This is a genomic window from Alkalibacterium psychrotolerans (assembly GCF_054784355.1).
The window spans coordinates 40,903-60,847 of the sequence record NZ_BAAGPH010000035.1; the positions used below are offsets into that span (position 1 = coordinate 40,903).

Below are 19,945 nucleotides of genomic sequence, written 5' to 3' on the forward strand. Positions count from 1 at the left end.
GCATTATTTTAATAAACAAAACTCTCCAGCGCATGAGCTATTTCAAGCAAGTGGACATCCTCACCACTTTTGCCAATAAGTGTGATTCCGACCGGTTCTCCCGTGGTTCGTTTGAAACCAGGGAGTGTAACAGCCGGATAGCCTGAGGCGGCGTAAAGAACTGTGGCATAATTACTCAATGTGACCAGAACATCCACTTCTTCAAAGGCAGTCTCCAGCGCTGCTCGTGTCTTCTTCTGATTTGACTGGATATGTTCTTCAATACTCTGACGCGTCACATCAGTTTCAGCTGACTGCACCAGAAGTTCCTGATTATACGGCGCCGTATTTTCCAGGTCTCTTTCGTTAAAGGCTATAACATCTGATAATGTGAGCCCTTTATCGCTTCCCTTGAAAAAGTCGCGGACACCTTCATCAAATTCAAATTTTAAAATCGGTACATAATCCACTTCAAACGCATCTTCTAAAAGGGTGACCGCCTCACACGCAGCACCGGCCTGCTTTAGTCTCTTTGACAGAACCTCCAGCACTTGGGCATCTTCGCCACGGTAAACACGTTTGACTGAATCATTTTCAATGATGCCTATCTTCAAATCAGCCGCTTCAACTGCCCACTCAGCCACTGCATCGGTCTGACTGATTGCTTTAAACAGGTCATAGGTATCCTTCACCGTATTTGCCATCGGCCCGGCCGTATCATGCGTTTTGGATACAGGAATGATCCCTTCTTGAGACACCAGACCGAGAGTTGGTTTCAGTCCCACAATGCCGTTTTGACTGGCAGGGTAAATAATCGAGCCGGCGGTTTCTGTTCCAATCGCCACCGGGGTAATATTCAAGGCAACAGCCGCTGCACTCCCTGAACTGGATCCGCCAACGTCAAACTGCCCGAATAGATTTTTAGTCTGTCCTCCGATGGTCGAATAGCCGTTGGAACTGTCTGTGGACATGAAATTAGCCCACTCGGATAAATTCGCTTTGCCTAAAATGATGGCGCCCTTTTCTTTCAACAGTCTGACTAATTCAGCGTCCTCATCCGCCTGATTATCTTTGAGTACAGCTGCACCGGCAGTTGTCGGCAACCCAACCGCGTTAATATTGTCTTTAATCAGCACCGGCATCCCATAAAGCACATCATGAGAGGCATCATAGGTCAGTGCCTCAGCCTGCTTGACGGCTTCCTCATTCAGGGAAATGACAGCATTGTAGTCTTTCGTTTTAATAGCCTGATTCCAGAAACACTTCACGATTTCCGCATAGGTCAGTTCCCCTTCACCGACCATATTCCGCAGCTCATCGCAGTTTCTCCCGATTACTTTTTCCATAGTATCTTCGTCAACCGGATAGCTGCTGTAGTCAAAAGGCGTCTTGAACCGTGACTCCTTTGGGTGTATGTATTGCTTGTCAATCTGTCCATTGATGTATTCCTGACTGTTAAATTCCATTACGCTTCTCCCCCTTTATGATATTAACTAACTCTACTCTCTTGATTATACACAAAAAGAAATGCTCTCCTAAACAAGTGCAGGGAAAACATTTCAATGTAAACTGAGTGTGCTGCTTTTGCTTTTACGGCTGTCTTTCCTAAACAGCCGCTTCTACATTTTCTTCTTCAAACAGTACATATAAATCTTCTAAAGTCAGTTGAGCTTTCTTTTCTTTATCCAGATCGAGCTTGATCTTTCCATTTTCCAAGACAATGAGCCGATTGCCGTACATGAGTGCGTCTTCCATGCGGTGCGTAATCATCAGACAGGTCAAATTATTTTCATGTATAATCTGGTCGGTCAGTGCCATCAGTTTTTTGGAGGTTTTCGGATCCAGTGCAGCTGTATGCTCATCGAGAAGAAGCAGATCCGGTTGCGTCAAGGTTGCCATCAGCAAGCTTAAAGACTGCCTCTGACCTCCAGATAGGTGCCCGGCAGGTGTGTCCAGATGATTTTCCAGCCCATTTCCTATCGATGCGCATAGTTTTTGAAATTCTTCCTTCCGTTCCTTTAATTTTCTGGGAAGAAAAAGCCGCTTCTTCCCTCGCTTGAGTGCCAGCAGTAAATTTTCAGCGACCGTCATACGCGGAGCCGTTCCCATTTTAGGATCCTGGAACACACGGGAGATATAGCGTGCTCTTTTCTCCTCCGGCATAGTGGTGACCGCCTGTCCGCCTAAGCTGACTTCCCCGCTGGTCAAAAGGGAAGAGCCTGTCACACTGTTGAATAACGTTGATTTTCCGGCACCATTTCCTCCCAAGACTGTGACAAAATCACCTTGGTGAATGGTCAAATCCACGTGGTCCAATATAGTGTTATCCCTATCGGATTCATTCTGAATGGTTTTCGTCGCCTGTTTCAGTTCCAGTAACTTTTTCATTTTAAGCCTCTCTTCCCATCAGTGTGTCCAAGTTCAATGCTTTTCTCAGTTGTGGAATCATCAAGCACAGAGCTAGAATCGATGCGCTGTAGATTCGAATGTATGTCGTGTCAAAGCCTAAGCGTATCACTCCAAGAAGCAGCAGCTGGTAGAAAATACTGCCGACCACTATGGAAATGAGACGTTCTCCTAGGGTCACTTCCTTGAACAGCACCTCTCCAATAATAAGAGATGCCAGTCCAATGACGATAACTCCCGAACCGCCGTTGACATCAGCATACCCATTGTTCTGCGCAATCAGTGCCCCGCCCAATGCAATAATGCCGTTGGAGAAAACGAGTCCGATGATTTTCATGCGGTCCGTCTGTATACCAAACGAGCGAGCCATATGCTCGTTGTCTCCCGTTGCAATATATGCCTGACCTAAACTGGTATAAAAGAAGAACAGCAGCAGGCCAATCACGACAGCCAGCACAATCAGGCCAACCACAACTGCATCAAAATAGTTGGGCAGGAAATGAAAGACATCATACACACGCGGGAAATTCAGTAGGCTCAAGTTGGGCCGCTGCATTACATACAGCATGACCGAATGCAGACCAGTCATAACCAGGATGCCGGATAAAATAACGGGCACCTTTCCTTTCGTGTACAGAAGACCCGTGACCAGTCCCGCCCCCATACCGGCCAGGAAAGCGAGCAGCATTGCCAGCAGTGGATGCAGGCCGTTAACAATCGCCGTGACTGCGACTGCAGAGCCGAGGGGAAAGGAGCCTTCGGCAGTTAAATCCGGAAACTTTAAAATGCGGTAAGTGGTAAAAATCCCTATACCTAATACAGCCCATAAAAAGCCTTGTGCAATTGCGGATACCAGCATGATTCACTTTCCTTTCTTATTCATTACCCTCTATAATTGTAGCGTCATCGAGAATAGATTGTGGGATGGCGATTCCGAGTCTATCCGCTTTTTCCTGGTTGACCAGGACGTCCCCTTCACTTAAGACGAAAACTGGGAAGTCACTTGGGTCTTGACCACCCAGAACTTCAGCGGCCATCCGTCCAGCTTCTTTTCCCATTTCAGTCTGGTTAATACCGACAGTAGCCAGGCCGCCTTGAGAAATCATCAAATCCACAGTAGGGATAAGTGGGGTATCGTAACGGTCAGCTTCACTAACTACTGTATCAAAGGCACTGGCAATCGTGTTGTCTGTTGGAAGGTAAATGACATCGACTTCCTGAGACAAGGTCGCGACCATCTGCTGAATTTCGTTTGTACTGGAAACAGTGTAAGTTACAGCTTCAAGTCCCATCTCCTCAAGCACTTGGGTAACGCGCTCGCCTTCTGCTCTGGAATTATCTTCTCCCGAGCTGTACAGCAGGCCGACTGTCTGAGCGTCTGGTAAAATATCCGCCATCAACTCCAGCTGCGCTTCTACCGGTGCCTGATTTTTGACGCCCGTTACATTGGTTCCGGGAACGTCTTCTGATTCAACGAGACCCGCACCGACGGGATCCGAAACAGCGCCCATAATAATCGGAATGTCACTGGTTGCGTTGGCGAATGCCTGACTCGCTGGTGTTCCAATTCCAATCAGCAAATCAGCACCTTCGTCCACTAAGGATTGAGCCATCGTATTCATCAAGTTCTGATCGCCCTGGGCATTCTGGAAAACGACTTCGATGTTTTCACCGTCAACGTAGCCGTGTTCCGCCAAGCCTTCAATCGAGCCGGCGGTGATTTCGTCAAGGGACGGGTGACTGGTCGTCTGTAAAATACCTACTTTGAGTGTGCCTTCTTCACCAACCTCTTCTGTCTCTTCCAAATTATTATCCGATGCCGAATTGTCTGCGCTCGTTAGTGATGAGACGAACACTCCGATTAAAACGATTAATAATGCGCCTACTGTGATGAACATACCTTTTCTTTTCATGGTTAATTTTCCTCTCTGATTTTGAATAATGTGTGTGTTTCAGTTGATCTATTTGCCAGTCCCAGTCAGATGTCATCTGTCATCACTCCCTTTATTTTATGTAAGTCACAGTCCCTTTCAAGTTGCCTTCGCCTTATTTATCCCCTTTGATTAAACACTCTGGGTAAACAAAAAGGCAACGTCCACAAAAAATTACTTTCGTGGATGTTGCCTTTATAACAGCAAAAACCACATAGATGTCAGTATCATCTATGTGGCCTCAACTTAAATGGTCTCGTTAAAACAAGCCGGCATAGATACAAAGTTTAGTTTGTCCTAAACGTTGTATCCATGAGAGAAAGTCTCCATCAATACAACGATATACGCCAGCTGTTCCAAGCAGTATTCAGTTGGTTGACTTGTGCAAATCGTTTAATCATGCTGAGCTCTCCTTCTTGTTTTTAATGTGATTCTCATATTACACCTCTGATTTTCGTTCGTCAAGGATTATTTTTCACTTTCTTTTTAATGACTATTTTTATAGCTAATGACATTAGCTAACGTCTCTTTTACGAGACGGTTCCCTGGCCCTCTTTTGCGTGGTACACTAGACAAGGACTATGTTAGGAAAGGTTTGACTCCACATGACTAAAAAAGTTGCCATTGTAGGCGCAGGCGTTGTCGGTGCTTCTGCAGCCTATCTATTAAGTAAAGAAAATACAATCGACTTGACTATCTACGATGAAGGAACGGGACAAGGCACCTCTGCCGCTGCCGGCATTATCAGTCCCTGGCTATCCAGACGCCGCAATAAAAAATGGTATCACATGGTTAAGGAAGGCGCAGCTTACTACCCGCTCTTCTTGTCTGATGTGATGGATGGTGCAGCTATTCCTTCTTCCGTTTACAAGCAAGTAGGTACCCTCCTTTTCAAAAAGAAAGAAGCGTATATCGACGAAATGTTCGCCATCGGGGAAAAGAGAAAAGTTGATGCCCCTGAGATAGGTGAATTGGCTATTTTATCCCCTGACCAAATCAGAGAAAAAGTCCCTCTGTATACCGGTGAAAACTCTGCGGTCTGGGCCTCAGGAGGCGCGCGCGTGGATGGTGGAAAACTAGTGGACCTTCTGCTCACCAAGGCTCAGGAGAACGGCGCTCAAGTCATCCGACAAGAAGCAAGGTTAAGTAGAGATGACGAAAACGGACGATATGTTTTAACCACCGACCGCTCAACTGACCACTTTGACTCTGTCATCCTGGCTGCTTCCGCCTGGCTGCCGGATTTATTGGCTCCAATGGACTACGACGTAGACGTCCGACCACAAAAAGGACAACTGGCTGAAGTGCAGTTAACTGATTTTGACACGCATAACTGGCCCGTCATGATGCCGGAGGGTGAATCGGACATCATTCCATTTGCAGATGGCCGAGTCATCATTGGAGCAACACACGAAGACGATAAAGGCTTCAATCTCTCCATCGATCAACCGATGCTGGACGATATGATTGCCAAAGGCACGACCTTCTTTGCCGATGAGCTGCGTTCAGCGCCTATAGTACAGTACCGCTCCGGGACACGGGCTTACACATCGGACTATGCGCCTTTCTTCGGCGAAGTCCCTGACCTCCCTCACGTTTTCGCTGCAAGCGGGTTCGGATCAACTGGCCTGACTGCTGGACCCTTAGTCGGTAAATGCCTGGCCGAAAGGGTGATGGGACAAGCGTCCACATTAAACGAGGCGGACTACCCCATCTGGCAGTATGTAAAAAAGAAAAGCAGTGAGAATTGTTAAGCTGAATAAATTAATGTATACTTTTACAATAAGCTTAATGGGGAGACAAGGAATAAGATGATTAAATCAGATAAGATTGGTAAGTTAATTGGATGGACAGCTATGGCGTTAGCCCTGATTGGTTTTTTCCTGTGGAATATTCCGCTGGGAATCGCTGCTATTATACTAGGTGCCATCGGGCTTTCAAGTCCTGAAAAAGGCTTGAACTGGACGGCAATTGCCTTTGGGGCCATTGCTATGATTATTGGAATAATATAACTGTAAAGACGAAAAGACAGCCTAGTCATTTGACTAGAGCTGTCCTTTTTTATAGCCCTTATCTTTTAATGAGGCACTGTACAGACCGATACTTAAAGACAATACGGCCAGACCCAATGAATAGCCGCCAATAATGTCAGACGGATAGTGAACACCCAGATAGATCCGGCTGATGCCAATGAGCGCAATCAGGGGAAGCAGCACCATTGAACTGACTATAGCCGGCAGCCATGCCCGAGTTGCCCGGATAATCAGAAACAGCAAGGCGCCGTAAGTTACAATCGACCCCATTGCATGACCACTCGGAAAAGAATAGCCGCCTTGAGTAATGAGGTGCTCCACATGAGTGGGTCTCGGACGTCTGAAGAAAAACTTGACCAGCTGATTCACCCCTCCGGCTCCGACACTGACAGTAAGAAAATACCAGATAGCTAAGCGCTTGTTATTTCTTGACTTCCATATCCACGCAGAAAACAGGGTAGTGAACAGCGCTACGAACCAGGCATCTCCCATTCGTGTAATTAGAATGAAAAACCAGGTCAGGACGTCTCCTCTTTCTTCATGAAACTCGCTGCCGATGACTTCATCAAGCACACCAATCAGGCCCCAGTCATAAAAACTCGCCCAGACCAGAAGCAGGAATGGGATGGTCAGAACCATTGCCAGAACAAAAAGGTTTTTAGGCTTGCTGAATTTATTTTCAATGTATTCCAATACGTTTTCCATGTTCAAAACCTTTCAATCAGATTAATTGTTAACAATTGACCATTTTACATACTTTTCACCTTAATTTCAACTTGTAGCATTTGTTCGAAAAGTGTCCATAACTTCTGCTCAGATAGCTTTGACATCTATGAACGGTTTCGGTAAAGTAGATAAGGGAAACTTTGATACCATTTAAGCATTCTCCCCAAAATCGATCTGCTGAAGATCCCTAAAAAGAGGAGTATATAATGAAAGTTTTTGATTATGAAGATATCCAGTTAATTCCCGCCAAATCAACTGTCCGCAGCCGTTCAGAATGTGAAACATCTGTGACCCTAGGTAAGCACACCTTTGCCATGCCTGTGGTGCCGGCTAATATGCAGACAGTTGTAGATGAAGAGCTGTCTATCTGGCTTGCAGAAAACAACTATTTTTATGTGATGCACCGTTTCGAAGAAGAAACGCGTCGTGACTTTGTTGAAGATATGAAAAACCGTGGATTATTCTCTTCCATCAGTTTAGGCGTTAAGGATGACGAATACGGCTTTGTAGAAGAGCTGGCCTCTAATGATTTAACTCCAGACTTTATTACGATTGACGTTGCACATGGCCATTCCGACCTGGTCATAGACATGATTAAGCACGTCAAAATACACATGCCCGAAACATTCCTGATTGCCGGAAACGTCGGCACACCTGAAGCTGTTCGCGAATTGGAAAATGCTGGAGCGGATGCGACGAAAGTAGGCATCGGACCCGGAAAAGTATGTACAACCAAACTGAAAACAGGTTTTGGTACAGGCGGCTGGCAACTGGCGGCATTGTCCCACTGCTCTAAAGCGGCCCGCAAACCGTTGATTGCTGACGGCGGCATCCGTACACATGGTGACATTGCCAAGTCTATTCGATTTGGAGCGACTATGGTGATGATTGGTTCATTATTTGCCGGTCACAATCAGTCTCCAGGAAAACGCGTTGAGATTAATGGAAAAGTTTATAAAGAATATTTCGGCAGTGCGTCTGCTCATCAAAAAGGCGAACGCAAAAATGTCGAAGGCAAGAAAATGCTGACAGCCTATAAAGGCGATATTGCCGATACACTGCTGGAAATGAAGCAGGATCTGCAGTCTTCCATTTCCTATGCCGGTGGTAATGACATTGATGCCTTGCGTAGAGTCGATTATGTCATTGTAAAAAATTCAATCATGAATGGTGAGACCTACAACGCAAGCGGTATTGATGTCCCAGACAGCTATGCTTCAAGCAATTTCACTTCATAACCTATCAAATTTAAGAAGACAGTATCAGACCTCATAGTCTGACACTGTCTTTTATTTATTTAACTCAATAATAATCACGACTATAATATATAAAAAAGATAAAAAGAGTGCAATAAAAAGTGTCCACAGCGGTAAATCAAACAATTGGTTCAGCACTAAATATAAAATCAAAGTAAATAACGGATACGTCACAATAGTTTTAGGATCGATATCCATCTTTTACACCTCTTTTGTTTGGGGTGCAGGATTGTCAGTTGATACTTCTTCTATAATCCGTGAGACTGTCTCGGACACAGACCTGTTTTCCAGTATGAGGTCCGCTCCTTCAACTGGCTGTAGTTCATCCGTTTCTTTGCTGAACTGGAGGCGCTCCTCTATTTTCTGTTCACTGTCCCCGCGTGCCTGCATTCTCTTTTTCATTTCATCAAGAGGGACATACACGAAAACCAGTAGCGCTTCGTTTGGATACGCCTCTTTCACTGCTTTTGCACCGTTTTTGTCTAGAGAAACATGCACGCAGTCCGCTTTATTCAAGGCTTCGGTGACTTCACTTTTCGTTAAACCGTAAACTTTATTGTTATACAGCGTCTGTTCAACAAAGTCGTCAGGGTTAAAATCCCCAGCACTTCTGAAGTAATAATCTACTCCGTCTTCTTCCCCTGACCGTGGACTCCGTGTAGTGGTCGTAATCAGCTTGGGAATGCCTCTTCTGGTCAATTCTTCCCCAATTGTTGTCTTGCCGCTTCCGCTTGGTCCCACTAAAACGATTATGCGTTTATTGCTCACCTGATTTCCCTCTTTCTCCTTTTTTAAAGAAAAAGAATAAGCAACAGCTGCTGCTTATTCTCTGTGACCGGTATTATCCGCCTAAAGTTACGTCTGTTTCCTGATACCATTCCAGTGCTTCATGCAGATGACTGTCCTTATAATCAGGCCAGTAGTCTTCAATAACGTAGATGTCAGAGTAAACGGACTGTATAGGCAGGAAGCCGCTTAGACGTCTTCTTCCACCCCATCTTAAAATCAGATCCATACGGGAAATATCATTTGAGGCGATATGGTCGATTAAGTTCTTTGAATCTATCGCGTCCTGGTTCTCTAATGCGTGATTCAAATCCCAGTTCCAGCCATAATTGACAAGGAAATTGACTTTCATCGTCCCTTTTCCAAATTTTGTACGCTTGTTTGCATACGGCAGCAGTTCTTTTGGAAACAATTTAGAGTCTGTGTTTCCGATAACCAGCAAATCAGCATCTCTATTTTTCAGTTCATTTACGGAATCAACAGTCGCTTTCTGAAAGGCTTTTGTCTGAAGCGATGGACGTTTGACATTATCCGTTGTAAAACCGTAGAATGTCATCTCTTCCACTCCAAGTTCCAGGCAGGCTTCATAGAGTTTCAATCCTGGACCAATTCCGTGATTGTACCCATCTTGCTTACCCAATCCTTTCGTAACGGCCCATCTTCTGTTACCGTCTGGAATCACACCGATATGTTTAGGCATACGCTTGTACTTTTTCATAATATATAGTAGTCTCCCTCAAAAGTTTTTCACAACACTCCAACTTAACTGGATAAAATGCTTATTACCATCATACCGTTTTTCAATACCGTTCATCAACTAAGAGAACAGTTTTATTTAAAAAAATATCCAGAAGTTGTTGACTACTCTAAAAATGACTAGAGAGAAAATAACATTTTTTTCATTTGCAGTCAAATACCCTCAAGAAAGCAAAACAAGTTAAAAAAGTAAAATGTGATTGACTGAGTATTGTAACCGCTTTATAATGTGGGTATACTTTATTAAGAGAGGGTGTCAAACATGAAAGCAGCAGTTGTAACAAGTGATCAGAAAGTGGAAGTCCGTGAAAAAGAGATTCGTCCTATCCGTTCAGGTGAAGCATTAGTAGATGTCGAATTCTGTGGTGTCTGCCATACCGATTTGCATGTCAAAAATGCCGATTACGGGGATAAAACCGGAGTAACGTTGGGCCACGAAGGCATTGGAGTGGTCAGAGAAGTGGCAGAAGATGTAACCAGTTTAAAAATCGGCGACCGCGTAAGTATTGCCTGGTTTTTTGAAGGCTGCGGCCATTGTGAATACTGTGTAAACGGCCGTGAAACACTCTGCCGTGAAGTGAAAAATGCAGGCTACACTGTGGACGGAGCGATGGCGGAAGAATGCATCGTTACGGCTGATTATGCGGTTAAAGTGCCTGAAGGCCTGGATCCAGCTGCTGCCAGTAGTGTGAGCTGTGCCGGAGTAACAACTTACAAAGCTATTAAAGAAGCCAAGATCAAACCCGGCCAGTGGATTGCCATCTATGGTCTAGGAGGATTAGGCAATCTGGCTTTACAGTACGCGAAAAATGTCTTTAATGCCAAAGTCGTTGCGGTTGACATCAATGATTCGCAACTGGAGCTGGCAAAAGAAATGGGTGCTGACTTAGTCATCAATCCTCTTAATGAGAATGCAGAAGACATAATGCAGGATAAGGTCGGCGGTGCCCACGCAGCAGTCGTCACAGCCGTAGCCAAGTCTGCCTTTAATTCAGCAATAGACTGTGTTCGAGCAGGCGGTGTAGTGGTAGCTGTTGGACTGCCTCCAGAATCGATGGATTTAAGTATCCCTCGTCTCGTGCTTAACGGCATCGAAGTCGTTGGTTCATTAGTCGGAACGCGTGAAGATTTGCGGGAAGCCTTTGAATTTGCTGCAGAAGGATTGGTTGTCCCTAAAGTAGAAAAACGACCAATTGAAGATATTAATGATATTTTTGAGGAAATGCAGGAAGGCAAGTTCACCGGACGCATGGTCTTAGATATGAGTCTTTAATGCTCCAAATTATTTAATATATAGATCTACGCTCAAATCAGCTACAACTGATTTGAGCGTTTTTTCATTTGTCGGCATCACAGTAATGTAAATTCCGGAATATTTTCTCATCTCAATATTGTTCCCCGGGACCCAGAGCCTGAGTCTTCTTTGAGTTACTGGTCAACGAAACGTTCCCCCCGAACCCAACTCTCTTTTCCTTTTCAGTTCTTGGGGAAACACCGTTTGCCCCCTCGCCCAATGATTTCAGTCACGCCAGTTCAGGGGCAACAAGGCTTTGCGCCTGAACTCAGGAGACAATGTCAACTGGGTTCCGGGGCAACTTCTCTTTAACCCCTTGCTCGCTTGCAATAATCGTTTGAGTTCCTGGGCAAAATGTATTTCCCCCTCTTCTCAGCTGGAAACTTCCGACGAGTAACCGGTCAACATATCGAAAGGATAACCTCAATCAAAAATTCAAACAATTCATCTGTCTAATGCTGTTCAGACACGTCTCAGACGTGTCTGTTCCCTCTTGAAGCCCTTGAATTTTCTGCCAGCCATCTGGAAACTGCTGATTCAACCAAAAAAGGCCCTCACAGCATGAGGGCCTTCCTAATATTATTCAGTTCTTACATTGTAAAGTGGCTGCTTTCTTCCAGAAAGATGGCACGGTCCTTTTCAGGAACCATTGAGCCGCCCGTACCCCAGGCAATATGCGTGGCATTTGCAATTTTATCCGTCAGCTCTTTATTAGTCATATACGCCTGACCTTCTTGGGACGCCATTAGATTATACGGTCCAATCAAGCCGGCAACCGCTGCAGGCTCAAGGAAAATAGCTTCTTTTTCATAGATGGTAGTCTGAAGTGCCTTGAAGACATCGTCATCAATGGAATAGCCGCCGCTGAAGAATGTACGCATCAGTTTTGCAACCAGACCGGATGTACGCGGTACAGCCAGGCCGTCTGCAATCGTCAAGCCGCCAAGCTGGAAGTCAAAGACGGATACTTCATCAAATTTCTCTGTCATCAGTCCGACCAGCATGCTTGGCATTTTTGTCGGCTCTGCGAAGAAACAGTGAACATTTTCACCGAATGCCTGCTTCAAACCAAAAGTAATGCCTCCTGGTGATCCGCCGATTCCACAAGGCAGGTAGACGAACAATGGATGATCCGCATCAACTGTAATACCTTGCTCTTCCAGCTGTTTCTTCATACGGAAACCGCCGACGGTGTAACCGAAGAATAGTTCTTCAGAGTGTTCGTCATCTACAAAGTAGCTCTTCGGATCGCTGTCTGATGCTGCACGGCCGTTTTCTACCGCTCTAGAAAAGTCGGTATCATGTTCGATGACTTCAACGCCGATATTTCTCAAGTATTCTTTTTTCCAAAGTTTCGCTTCAACCGACATATGAACCGTCACATCGAAACCAAGTTTGCGTCCCATGGTTCCGACGCTGATTCCCAGGTTTCCAGTTGTCCCAACGGTAATGTTATAGCCGGAAAAGAAATTGCGGAATTCTTCTGAGGCAAAAATTGCATAGTCTTCTTCAATACTCTTGAGCATGCCTTCTTTCAAGGCCAAAGTTTCTGCATGCTTCAGCACTTCGTAAATCGCTCCGCGCGCTTTGATGGTTCCAGAAATAGGCAGTAAATCATCGCGTTTTAGCCATAATTTGCCATCCACTTTTGTTCCCAGGGTTTCATTTAAATGCCCCTGCATCGCGCTGATTTCCGATAAAGGCGATTCAATAATACCGCCCGTTACTGACGTTTCGGGATAAGCTGCTTGGATAAAGGAAGAAAAGCGCTGCAGGCGTGCTTCTGCATCTTCAATGTCTGCCAGGGAATACTTTGTTTCTTTTGTTGCCTGTTCGGTCGGAAGATAGCTGGTATTTTCCCAGAATACTTCTTTTCCGTTTTTTATATCATTTAAAAGAGGTGTTTTTTCAATTAATTCAGTTAATTTATCTGTCATGATGTAAGCCGTCCTTTCACTAATTCAAAGTCTTGTGGTCATTTCAACTCGTACATTGTAGCATACTAATTTGGCGTACTAAAGCATAAGAATAGGCTTCTCATCATAAGATAAGAAACCTTTTAACATTCTGTTAACAAAGTAAGTGTTCAGTCAGGAATCCCCGTATAATTCCTTTAAAAAGACAATCGAGGCCTGAATAAATTCTTTCAAAACCTCTGTATCAATGTCCTCTACTTTATTAATGTAGACACAGCCTTTACCCGATGTGTGCTTTCCGATTCGGGACAAGTAATGCTCGCGCTCAGGAAAGCCGGTAGCCATGTACAGACTGATTTTGGCTTTACGTGGCGAAAAGCCCACCAGCATGGCGTCACCTTCATGACCTGAGGCGTATTTATAGTGATACTTCCCAAAACCGATGATACTGTCGCCCCACATCTTCGCTTCTAGACCGCTGGCTTCTTTAAAAAGTGCCAGCAGTCTGTAGGCATCCTGCTTCTTGGACTCTTTTTCTACACTTTCGATGAACGCAATGACACTTCTGTCTGTTTCCTTAGTTTTAGCTTTATACATTCAACTCATCCCCTCTCGAAAAAAGTATATGGTCAAAATCAATTTTCTTTTATAGACTTTATTATACTAATTAACTCACAATTAGTCTGCTTTTTTCACATAAGAAGAAATTAAATCGAGAAACGCGTCGCCGTATTTTTCCAGTTTCGCTTCCCCCACACCATGAACAGTGAGAAAATCTTCCGGTGTCTGAGGCATTTGCGCAGCTATGCTCATCAGCGCTTTATCCGTAAAGACCACAAACGGCGGTTTACCGATATCTGAGGCGATTTCTTTACGTAGCGATCGCAACTCTTCAAACAAGTCTTCATCATAATTTTCCGAGAAAGTTGATTTGGCTTTTACCGTTTCTTTCTGCTGCTTAATCATATACAGCTTTTGCTTCGCGTGAAGGAGTTCCACTGATTTGTCCGTGAAGGTTAAAATCGGGTACTGATCGCCTCCAACTTGAAGAAACTGCTCACTGACCATCAAGGCAATAATATCCTTGATTTCCGTTTCAGATACTTCTTTCATGATCCCGTGAGTCGACAAATCATCAAAAGACAGACTCTTGATGCGGGCGGTCTCTTTTCCTCTCAGGACATCAGCGACCAGCCCCATACCGTACTGCTGGTTCATGCGATAAATGCAGGGCAGAATTTTCTGACAGGATTCCGTCACGTCCACCAGTTCCGCTTCACCATTACAGTTGGAGCAGTTGTCACAGGACTCATAAGACGGGTATTCATCAAAGTATTCCAGGATTGTTTTTCTCAAACAGCGTCCCGTTTTACAATAGGATATGATGGTATTTAAATTGTCTTTCGCATGCGGCCGATTACCCTGTTCAATCAGAAGATTATTGGTAATGATATCCTGACTGGAATAAAACAGAATCGCTTCAGAAGGTGCACCATCCCGACCTGCCCGTCCGGCTTCCTGATAATAACTTTCCATATCCAAAGGCATATTATAATGTATGACTCGTCTCACATTGGATTTGTCGATCCCCATCCCGAACGCATTGGTGGCTACTATGATTGGAGACTTGTCATAAAGAAAGTCTTCCTGATTCTGATTCCGTTCTTCTGCCGTCAGTCCAGCATGATAGTAAGCTGCTTTAAAGCCTTTTTTATTTAAATGGGTGTGAACCCGTTCAACATTGCGCCGCGTATTGCAGTAAATAATACTCGATTCCTGGTCTTTGAGCAGTTCAGTCAGTTTTTCATTTTTCTTTTTAGGATGCACGATGGAAAAAGTCAAGTTCGGTCGATCAAAACTGGCTGTATAATGGTAGGGTTCTTCCAACTGAAGCTTAGCTATGATATCTTCCTGAACTTTTTGAGTGGCGGTCGCAGTAAACGCTGCAAATGGAGGAAACGTCGAACAGTGGTTTCTGACAGCGGGTATCGCCTGATAACTTGGTCTGAAATCATGCCCCCACTGAGAAATACAGTGCGCTTCATCGACCGCGATTAAATTGACATTCATTCGTTTCAACCGACTCAAAAAATAGTCATTTTCAAGGCGCTCAGGTGAGACATACAGAAGGTTCAGCTTCCCGGAAATGGCGTCTCTAATGGTCTGATTCTGCTCATCCAGAGACAGTTGACTGGTCAGAAAGCCGGCCGTGACGCCCATGGACAAAAGGCCGTCAACCTGATCTTTCATCAAAGAAATCAGCGGACTGATGACTAGTGTGACCCCCTCCATTTCCAGGGCAGGAATCTGGTAACACAAAGATTTCCCTCCACCGGTCGGCATGATGCCCAGTGCATCCCGTCCGCTGATGATGGCTTCTATAATCTTTTCCTGCCCCGGTCTGAAGGCGCTATACCCGTAGTAACGGGTTAATGTATTGGTTAACGTACTCACTCTATCTCTCCTACTACTTGCTTCTATTATATAATTAGTCTGATACAGTTTATCACACCAAATGAGTCAATAATAGAGACGACCGATTGGAAAAATGACAGTAAATGGCACACCATTCCCTAGCATGAAGTAAAATCTATTCGCATAATACTCAAAAAGCCGTTATACTAAGCTTAATGAACTTAAAAAGGAGGTGCCTGGATGCAGAAATACCCTGTTGCAGATATTTTAGATGTCTGCATTGAAGCCGGTCAGGTTATGCTGGAAAACGGGGCAGAAACTTACCGGGTGGAAGATACAGTCTACCGTATTGCCAAAAGCTATCATTTAATTTACATTAATGTCTTTGTTGTACCGACCGCTCTGATTTTGACTGTGCAAGGAGAAGATGGTCTCGACCATACGGAACTGTTGCGCATGACAGACCGTCAGACGAATCTCGAAAAAGTATCGATGGTCAATGATCTATCCAGGCTGCTCGCTCAGCGTGCCCTGCCTCCTGCAAAAGTGAAACAGAAGCTGAATAACATACGAAATACTCCCCGCAACTTTTCAGAATGGCAGGCCAATTTTGCCATTGCTGTTGCCTGTGGCGGCTTTCCACTGCTCTTTGGTGGCTCGTATTACGATATGCTTCCCGCCTTCATAGCTGGAGGATTGGGTCATGTCCTATTCCAAAAAGTCAACCTCCTGACCAATGTCAGCTTTTTCGCGGAGATGGTTGCCTCTTTCTTTATCGGCCTGATTGCAGTTTTACTGACTGGCTTAGGTCTGGGGGATAATGTGGATATGATTATTATCGGCAGTGTCATGTCACTTGTGCCCGGTATGGCAATCACTAACAGTCTCAGAGACTTGATGGCCGGACACCTGCTGGCCGGAGTAGCCGTGCTGGCAAAAGCCTTGCTTACCGCAGGAGCGATTGGAATTGGCATCGCCATTGTCCTAGCCTTTATTTAAACTCAAAAGGAGTTCAACAATATGGATTTAAATTACCTCTCATATTTTATTGCCGCCTTGATTGCTACTTTTGGCTTTGGCGTGCTGTACAATGTTCCCACACGCACCCTGTTTGCTTCCAGTGTATCTGGTGCAATCGGTTGGATTGTGTATTTCTTTCTTTCCTTTCAGCTGGAGCTGGACTTGTTCATAGGGGTCGGGGTGGCTGCCTTTTTAGTGGCCTTTTTCAGTCAATGGTATGCACGACACTTTAGAATGCCTGTGATTGTCTTTGCTATTCCGGGTATCATCCCGCTTGTTCCGGGTGGTTCCGCTTATAATATGATGCGGGCATTCATTGAAGGCCAGTCCGATACGGCCCTAATGTTTGCGACAGAAACCTTTCTCATCTCTGGTGCCATCGCTTTAGGCTTATCCGTCAACAGTGGTCTATTCCAAGTCTTTTCCAACCGGGCATTTGAGAAAAGAGAGAAACGTTATCTGCCTTAATTACCACTGGGACATATTTTTCACCCATATAACCTGTTTTTCTTTATCCAACCCTGATATAAAAGGGTAAAGTTAGATTGTTCGTAGAACAGATTTACATTGTGTGCCACTGAATCAACACCTTTTATCGAGCTGTATCAATAATTGTACTTATGATGCAACTCACTAGATTAAAGCAGTAGAGTTGTATTCAAATCGACTCTTTAGAATCAACCCATAACACTAATTAAGGGCGAGTAGTATCCAGTGAAGCTTTCTGGATACCACTCGCTTTTTTTCTGATAAACCAGTTGTATCTAGATGACGTTTCTGTATACAACTCGATGTTCAATTTTTAATGAGTGTACGTTTGTCAGCTGTTTTAGATACAACTGCATATAAATTGACTGCCGACTTGACATTATTAAAGGCTCATGAGCATTTACTATCAAGAATGGTGTATTGAAAAAACGATCGACCCTCTTAAAAGGGCCGATCGTTACTCTTGTCGAATTTAATTTCTTACATTCCTACATATGGAGCCGGGTTAACAGGGCGTCCATTTTTGTGAATTTCAAAGTGCAAGTGTACACCCGTTGATGTTCCAGTTGTACCCATGATACCAAGCTGCTGACCTTGAGAAACCGTCTGCCCTCTTGATACTGATAGGTTCGGTGTTAGGTGAGCATACATTGAAGAGTACCCGTTACCGTGGTTGACCACTACATAGTAACCTAGAGAGTGGTGGTAAGTTGCAGTTGTTACAGTTCCGCCACGTGTTGCTCGGATAGGACCACTTCCTGCGATATCAATACCGCTGTGCATTGCTCTCGTTCCGTGAACCGGGTGAATACGGTAACCGAATCCAGAAGTCAGGCGTCCACTTGCTGGACGAATCCATCCTGAGCTTTGAGAAGGTGCTGGATTTGAAGGAGCACTTGCTTGTTTCTCTGCTTCTTCGCGTTCTTTTCTTGCCTGTGCTTCAGCTTGACGACGCGCTTCTTCACGACGCTGTGCTTCAGCCTGCTGACGTTGTTCCTCGGCACGACGCTGCTGAGCTGCTGCTTGTTGACGCTCTTCTTCTGCACGACGCTCTGCTGCGGCCTGCTGGCGCTGTTCATCTTCACGACGTTGTGCTGCTGCTTGTTGACGTTCTTCTTCCGCACGACGCTCTGCTGCTGCTTGGCGAGATTCTTCTTCACTACGGTTTGAAGCTGAAGTTGTAGCCTGCTGTTCTTCCTCAGAACGGCGCTCCGCTGCTGCCTGCTGGCGTTCTTCTTCTTCGCGACGTTCTGCCGCTGCTTGTTGACGCTCTTCTTCTTCTTCACGTAATTCCTGAGCTTCACGTTCTGCTTGTTGTCTCGCTTCCTCTTCAGCAGCAAGGCGTGTTGCTTCTTCTTCCGCACGACGACGCTCTTCCTCTTCACGGATACGCTGTTCTTCTAAACGTTTTTCTTCTGCAATACGCTCTTCTTCATTTTCAATCTCAGAAGATAAATTCATTGCCTTTTGTGCTAATGCATATTGTTCTTTCACGAAGGTTTCTTTTTCATTTTCGTTCATTTCATATAGTTCAGCAACGTGCATGATTTCATTATCTAATTCAATCTGCTGGATTGCCAATTCATCACGAGTCTCTTCCATTTGGGTTAGAAGAGCCACAACTTCTTCACGTTCTGCTTGAACTTTTTCTTCAGATTCCTCAACTTGTTTCTGATCACGAATCTGATCTTCAACAATGTTACGGTTTGCTGAAACTAACTGGCTTACAATGCCTACACGACTGATTAGATCGGATAAATCTTCTGCAGACAGAATAATATGTATGATATTCGTCGCATTCCATTGGGTTTGTGTAGCACGAGCCTGGTGCATGAGTTTTTCATTACGCTGGTTAATCAGTACAGTTAAGCGGTCGATTTCTTCGTTCAACCGTTCAATTTCCTGATTCGTTTCTTCAAGTCGCTTACTCTGGTCAGTTAAGTCAGCTGTCAGTTCTGAGATACTGACTTTGAGTGACTGAATGTGACCTTCCAGAACTTCTCTTTCTTCAGCTAGCTGCTGCATTTCTGCTTCAGTTTCTCCAATGACTGAATCCAGTTCACCTGAGCGGCTTTCGACTTCCTGCTTTTCTTCTTTCAGTTCGTCCAGTACGCTTTCAGCTTGTACAGCTGAACCGGCAAACGGCATCGAACCTGCTAACATAATAGTAGTTATAAATCCAAGTGTAATTTTTTTATTCAAAATAGTTCCTCCATAATCTTCTCTGTCCCACGACGTTTTTTGTAGATTATCATAATCATTCATTTTAAGTTTAAATTGTGTTTGGTTAATTAAGCTAAACTTATAATAGCATCTAGAGAGAAAATATTAAGCTTTTAGGTCATTACAGTTCTGTTACACTTATATTTAGTCAAATTTCAGACAAAAAATGTGATAATACTTAGAATTCATACTACGCCATTCAGAGTTATCGCTTGACAAATACTTTTAAAACTGAACTGTCAGCGTTACCATGCCTTAATTTGAAATTTTAATCATGAATAAATCCTTTTACTTTTGAATATAAATACACATCGTTATATTATGTTTGTTATTCTTTTTTGGGTTTCCTATGTTCTTGTAAGTTCTTCTGTTATAGGAAAGAGTGTTCGAGCTATCGTTTTACTGACTTACAAAATGCTGAGGTAATCTACTAGCAAAACACTTTATGTGCATGATGACGAACAAAAGAGCATGATCCAATTTGGACCACACTCTTTCCTGAATAATTCATAGCTCTATAATTTAAGCTGGTTTCTTGAATAAATTAATCGTTCTTGGAAAAATTGGGAATTTTTCTACAAAATAGTACGTTCTCGAAGTAGATTTTAACTAAATGAACCTTCTTACGATTCTCTTGTTTGTTTGAAGGCATACTTCTCCCTTGTAGACGATTGATTCAAAAAATTAACGTGATGACTGATTTAAATCCATTGAC

At 44.2% G+C, this 19,945-nt stretch carries 17 protein-coding genes; 6 read left to right on the forward strand and 11 right to left on the reverse strand.

Translation table 11 applies throughout. The features are described 5' to 3' along the window. Positions 1-8: 8 nt before the first annotated feature. From ACYVLS_RS06695 to trpX, 4 genes are all read right to left on the reverse strand, one after another. Entirely contained in the window at positions 9-1,445 is a 1,437-nt protein-coding gene (locus tag ACYVLS_RS06695) for an amidase family protein (protein ID WP_460322742.1), read from the reverse strand. A 139-nt stretch (positions 1,446-1,584) separates the two neighbouring features. Further along, positions 1,585-2,367, reverse strand: coding sequence for an ABC transporter ATP-binding protein (locus tag ACYVLS_RS06700; protein WP_460322745.1), 783 nt, complete (start codon positions 2,365-2,367; stop codon positions 1,585-1,587). A gap of 1 nt (position 2,368) precedes the next feature. After that, positions 2,369-3,244 (reverse strand): ABC transporter permease, encoded by an 876-nt coding sequence (locus ACYVLS_RS06705; protein ID WP_460322747.1) that lies wholly within the window; start codon positions 3,242-3,244, stop codon positions 2,369-2,371. 16 nt (positions 3,245-3,260) lie between these two features. Further along, a complete protein-coding gene (gene trpX / locus ACYVLS_RS06710; protein WP_460322749.1) occupies positions 3,261-4,298 on the reverse strand; it encodes a tryptophan ABC transporter substrate-binding protein in 1,038 nt (345 codons plus the stop codon). Positions 4,299-4,921: 623 nt separating this feature from the next. Between trpX and ACYVLS_RS06715 the strand changes: the two genes are divergently transcribed. Next, a complete protein-coding gene (locus ACYVLS_RS06715; protein ID WP_460322752.1) occupies positions 4,922-6,070 on the forward strand; it encodes an NAD(P)/FAD-dependent oxidoreductase in 1,149 nt (382 codons plus the stop codon). A 57-nt stretch (positions 6,071-6,127) separates the two neighbouring features. Continuing rightward, entirely contained in the window at positions 6,128-6,328 is a 201-nt protein-coding gene (locus tag ACYVLS_RS06720) for a C4-dicarboxylate ABC transporter (protein WP_460322754.1), read from the forward strand. 33 nt (positions 6,329-6,361) lie between these two features. Here ACYVLS_RS06720 and ACYVLS_RS06725 read toward each other — a convergent pair whose 3' ends face one another. Next, positions 6,362-7,054, reverse strand: coding sequence for a phosphatase PAP2 family protein (locus ACYVLS_RS06725; RefSeq protein ID WP_460322756.1), 693 nt, complete (start codon positions 7,052-7,054; stop codon positions 6,362-6,364). 227 nt (positions 7,055-7,281) lie between these two features. Here ACYVLS_RS06725 and guaC point away from each other — a divergent pair, with 227 nt between their 5' ends. Further along, the gene (gene guaC / locus ACYVLS_RS06730; RefSeq protein WP_460322759.1) at positions 7,282-8,313 is read left to right on the forward strand and encodes a GMP reductase; all 1,032 of its coding nucleotides are present in this window, start codon (positions 7,282-7,284) and stop codon (positions 8,311-8,313) included. Positions 8,314-8,532: 219 nt separating this feature from the next. On the opposite strand, the gene ACYVLS_RS06735 is transcribed toward guaC, so the two are convergent. Further along, positions 8,533-9,099 carry a guanylate kinase gene (locus tag ACYVLS_RS06735; protein ID WP_460322762.1) on the reverse strand — a complete coding sequence of 189 codons (567 nt, stop codon included), beginning with the start codon at positions 9,097-9,099 and terminating at the stop codon, positions 8,533-8,535. A 73-nt stretch (positions 9,100-9,172) separates the two neighbouring features. After that, the gene (uppS, locus tag ACYVLS_RS06740; RefSeq protein ID WP_460322765.1) at positions 9,173-9,835 is read right to left on the reverse strand and encodes a polyprenyl diphosphate synthase; all 663 of its coding nucleotides are present in this window, start codon (positions 9,833-9,835) and stop codon (positions 9,173-9,175) included. Between the two features lie 300 nt (positions 9,836-10,135). Here uppS and adhP point away from each other — a divergent pair, with 300 nt between their 5' ends. Next, positions 10,136-11,146, forward strand: coding sequence for an alcohol dehydrogenase AdhP (gene adhP / locus ACYVLS_RS06745; protein WP_460322768.1), 1,011 nt, complete (start codon positions 10,136-10,138; stop codon positions 11,144-11,146). Positions 11,147-11,757: 611 nt separating this feature from the next. Here adhP and ACYVLS_RS06750 read toward each other — a convergent pair. The 3 genes from ACYVLS_RS06750 to recQ all read right to left on the reverse strand — a co-directional run bounded on the left by ACYVLS_RS06750 (position 11,758) and on the right by recQ (position 15,537). After that, a complete protein-coding gene (locus tag ACYVLS_RS06750; protein WP_460322771.1) occupies positions 11,758-13,104 on the reverse strand; it encodes a D-serine ammonia-lyase in 1,347 nt (448 codons plus the stop codon). Positions 13,105-13,257: 153 nt separating this feature from the next. Then, a complete protein-coding gene (locus tag ACYVLS_RS06755; RefSeq protein ID WP_460322774.1) occupies positions 13,258-13,680 on the reverse strand; it encodes a DUF1801 domain-containing protein in 423 nt (140 codons plus the stop codon). Positions 13,681-13,761: 81 nt separating this feature from the next. Then, positions 13,762-15,537: a DNA helicase RecQ gene (gene recQ, locus ACYVLS_RS06760; RefSeq protein WP_460322777.1), complete on the reverse strand. Its 1,776-nt coding sequence runs from the start codon at positions 15,535-15,537 to the stop codon at positions 13,762-13,764. Between the two features lie 201 nt (positions 15,538-15,738). On the opposite strand from recQ, the gene ACYVLS_RS06765 reads away from it, so the two are divergent. Both ACYVLS_RS06765 and ACYVLS_RS06770 read left to right on the forward strand, forming a co-directional pair. After that, positions 15,739-16,497: a threonine/serine exporter family protein gene (locus ACYVLS_RS06765; protein ID WP_460322780.1), complete on the forward strand. Its 759-nt coding sequence runs from the start codon at positions 15,739-15,741 to the stop codon at positions 16,495-16,497. A gap of 21 nt (positions 16,498-16,518) precedes the next feature. Continuing rightward, on the forward strand, positions 16,519-16,986 hold the full coding sequence (locus tag ACYVLS_RS06770) for a threonine/serine exporter family protein (protein WP_460322783.1): 468 nt from the start codon (positions 16,519-16,521) through the stop codon (positions 16,984-16,986). A 501-nt stretch (positions 16,987-17,487) separates the two neighbouring features. Here the strand turns inward: ACYVLS_RS06770 and ACYVLS_RS06775 are convergent. Next, the gene (locus tag ACYVLS_RS06775; protein ID WP_460322786.1) at positions 17,488-19,209 is read right to left on the reverse strand and encodes a peptidoglycan DD-metalloendopeptidase family protein; all 1,722 of its coding nucleotides are present in this window, start codon (positions 19,207-19,209) and stop codon (positions 17,488-17,490) included. Positions 19,210-19,945: the final 736 nt, after the last annotated feature.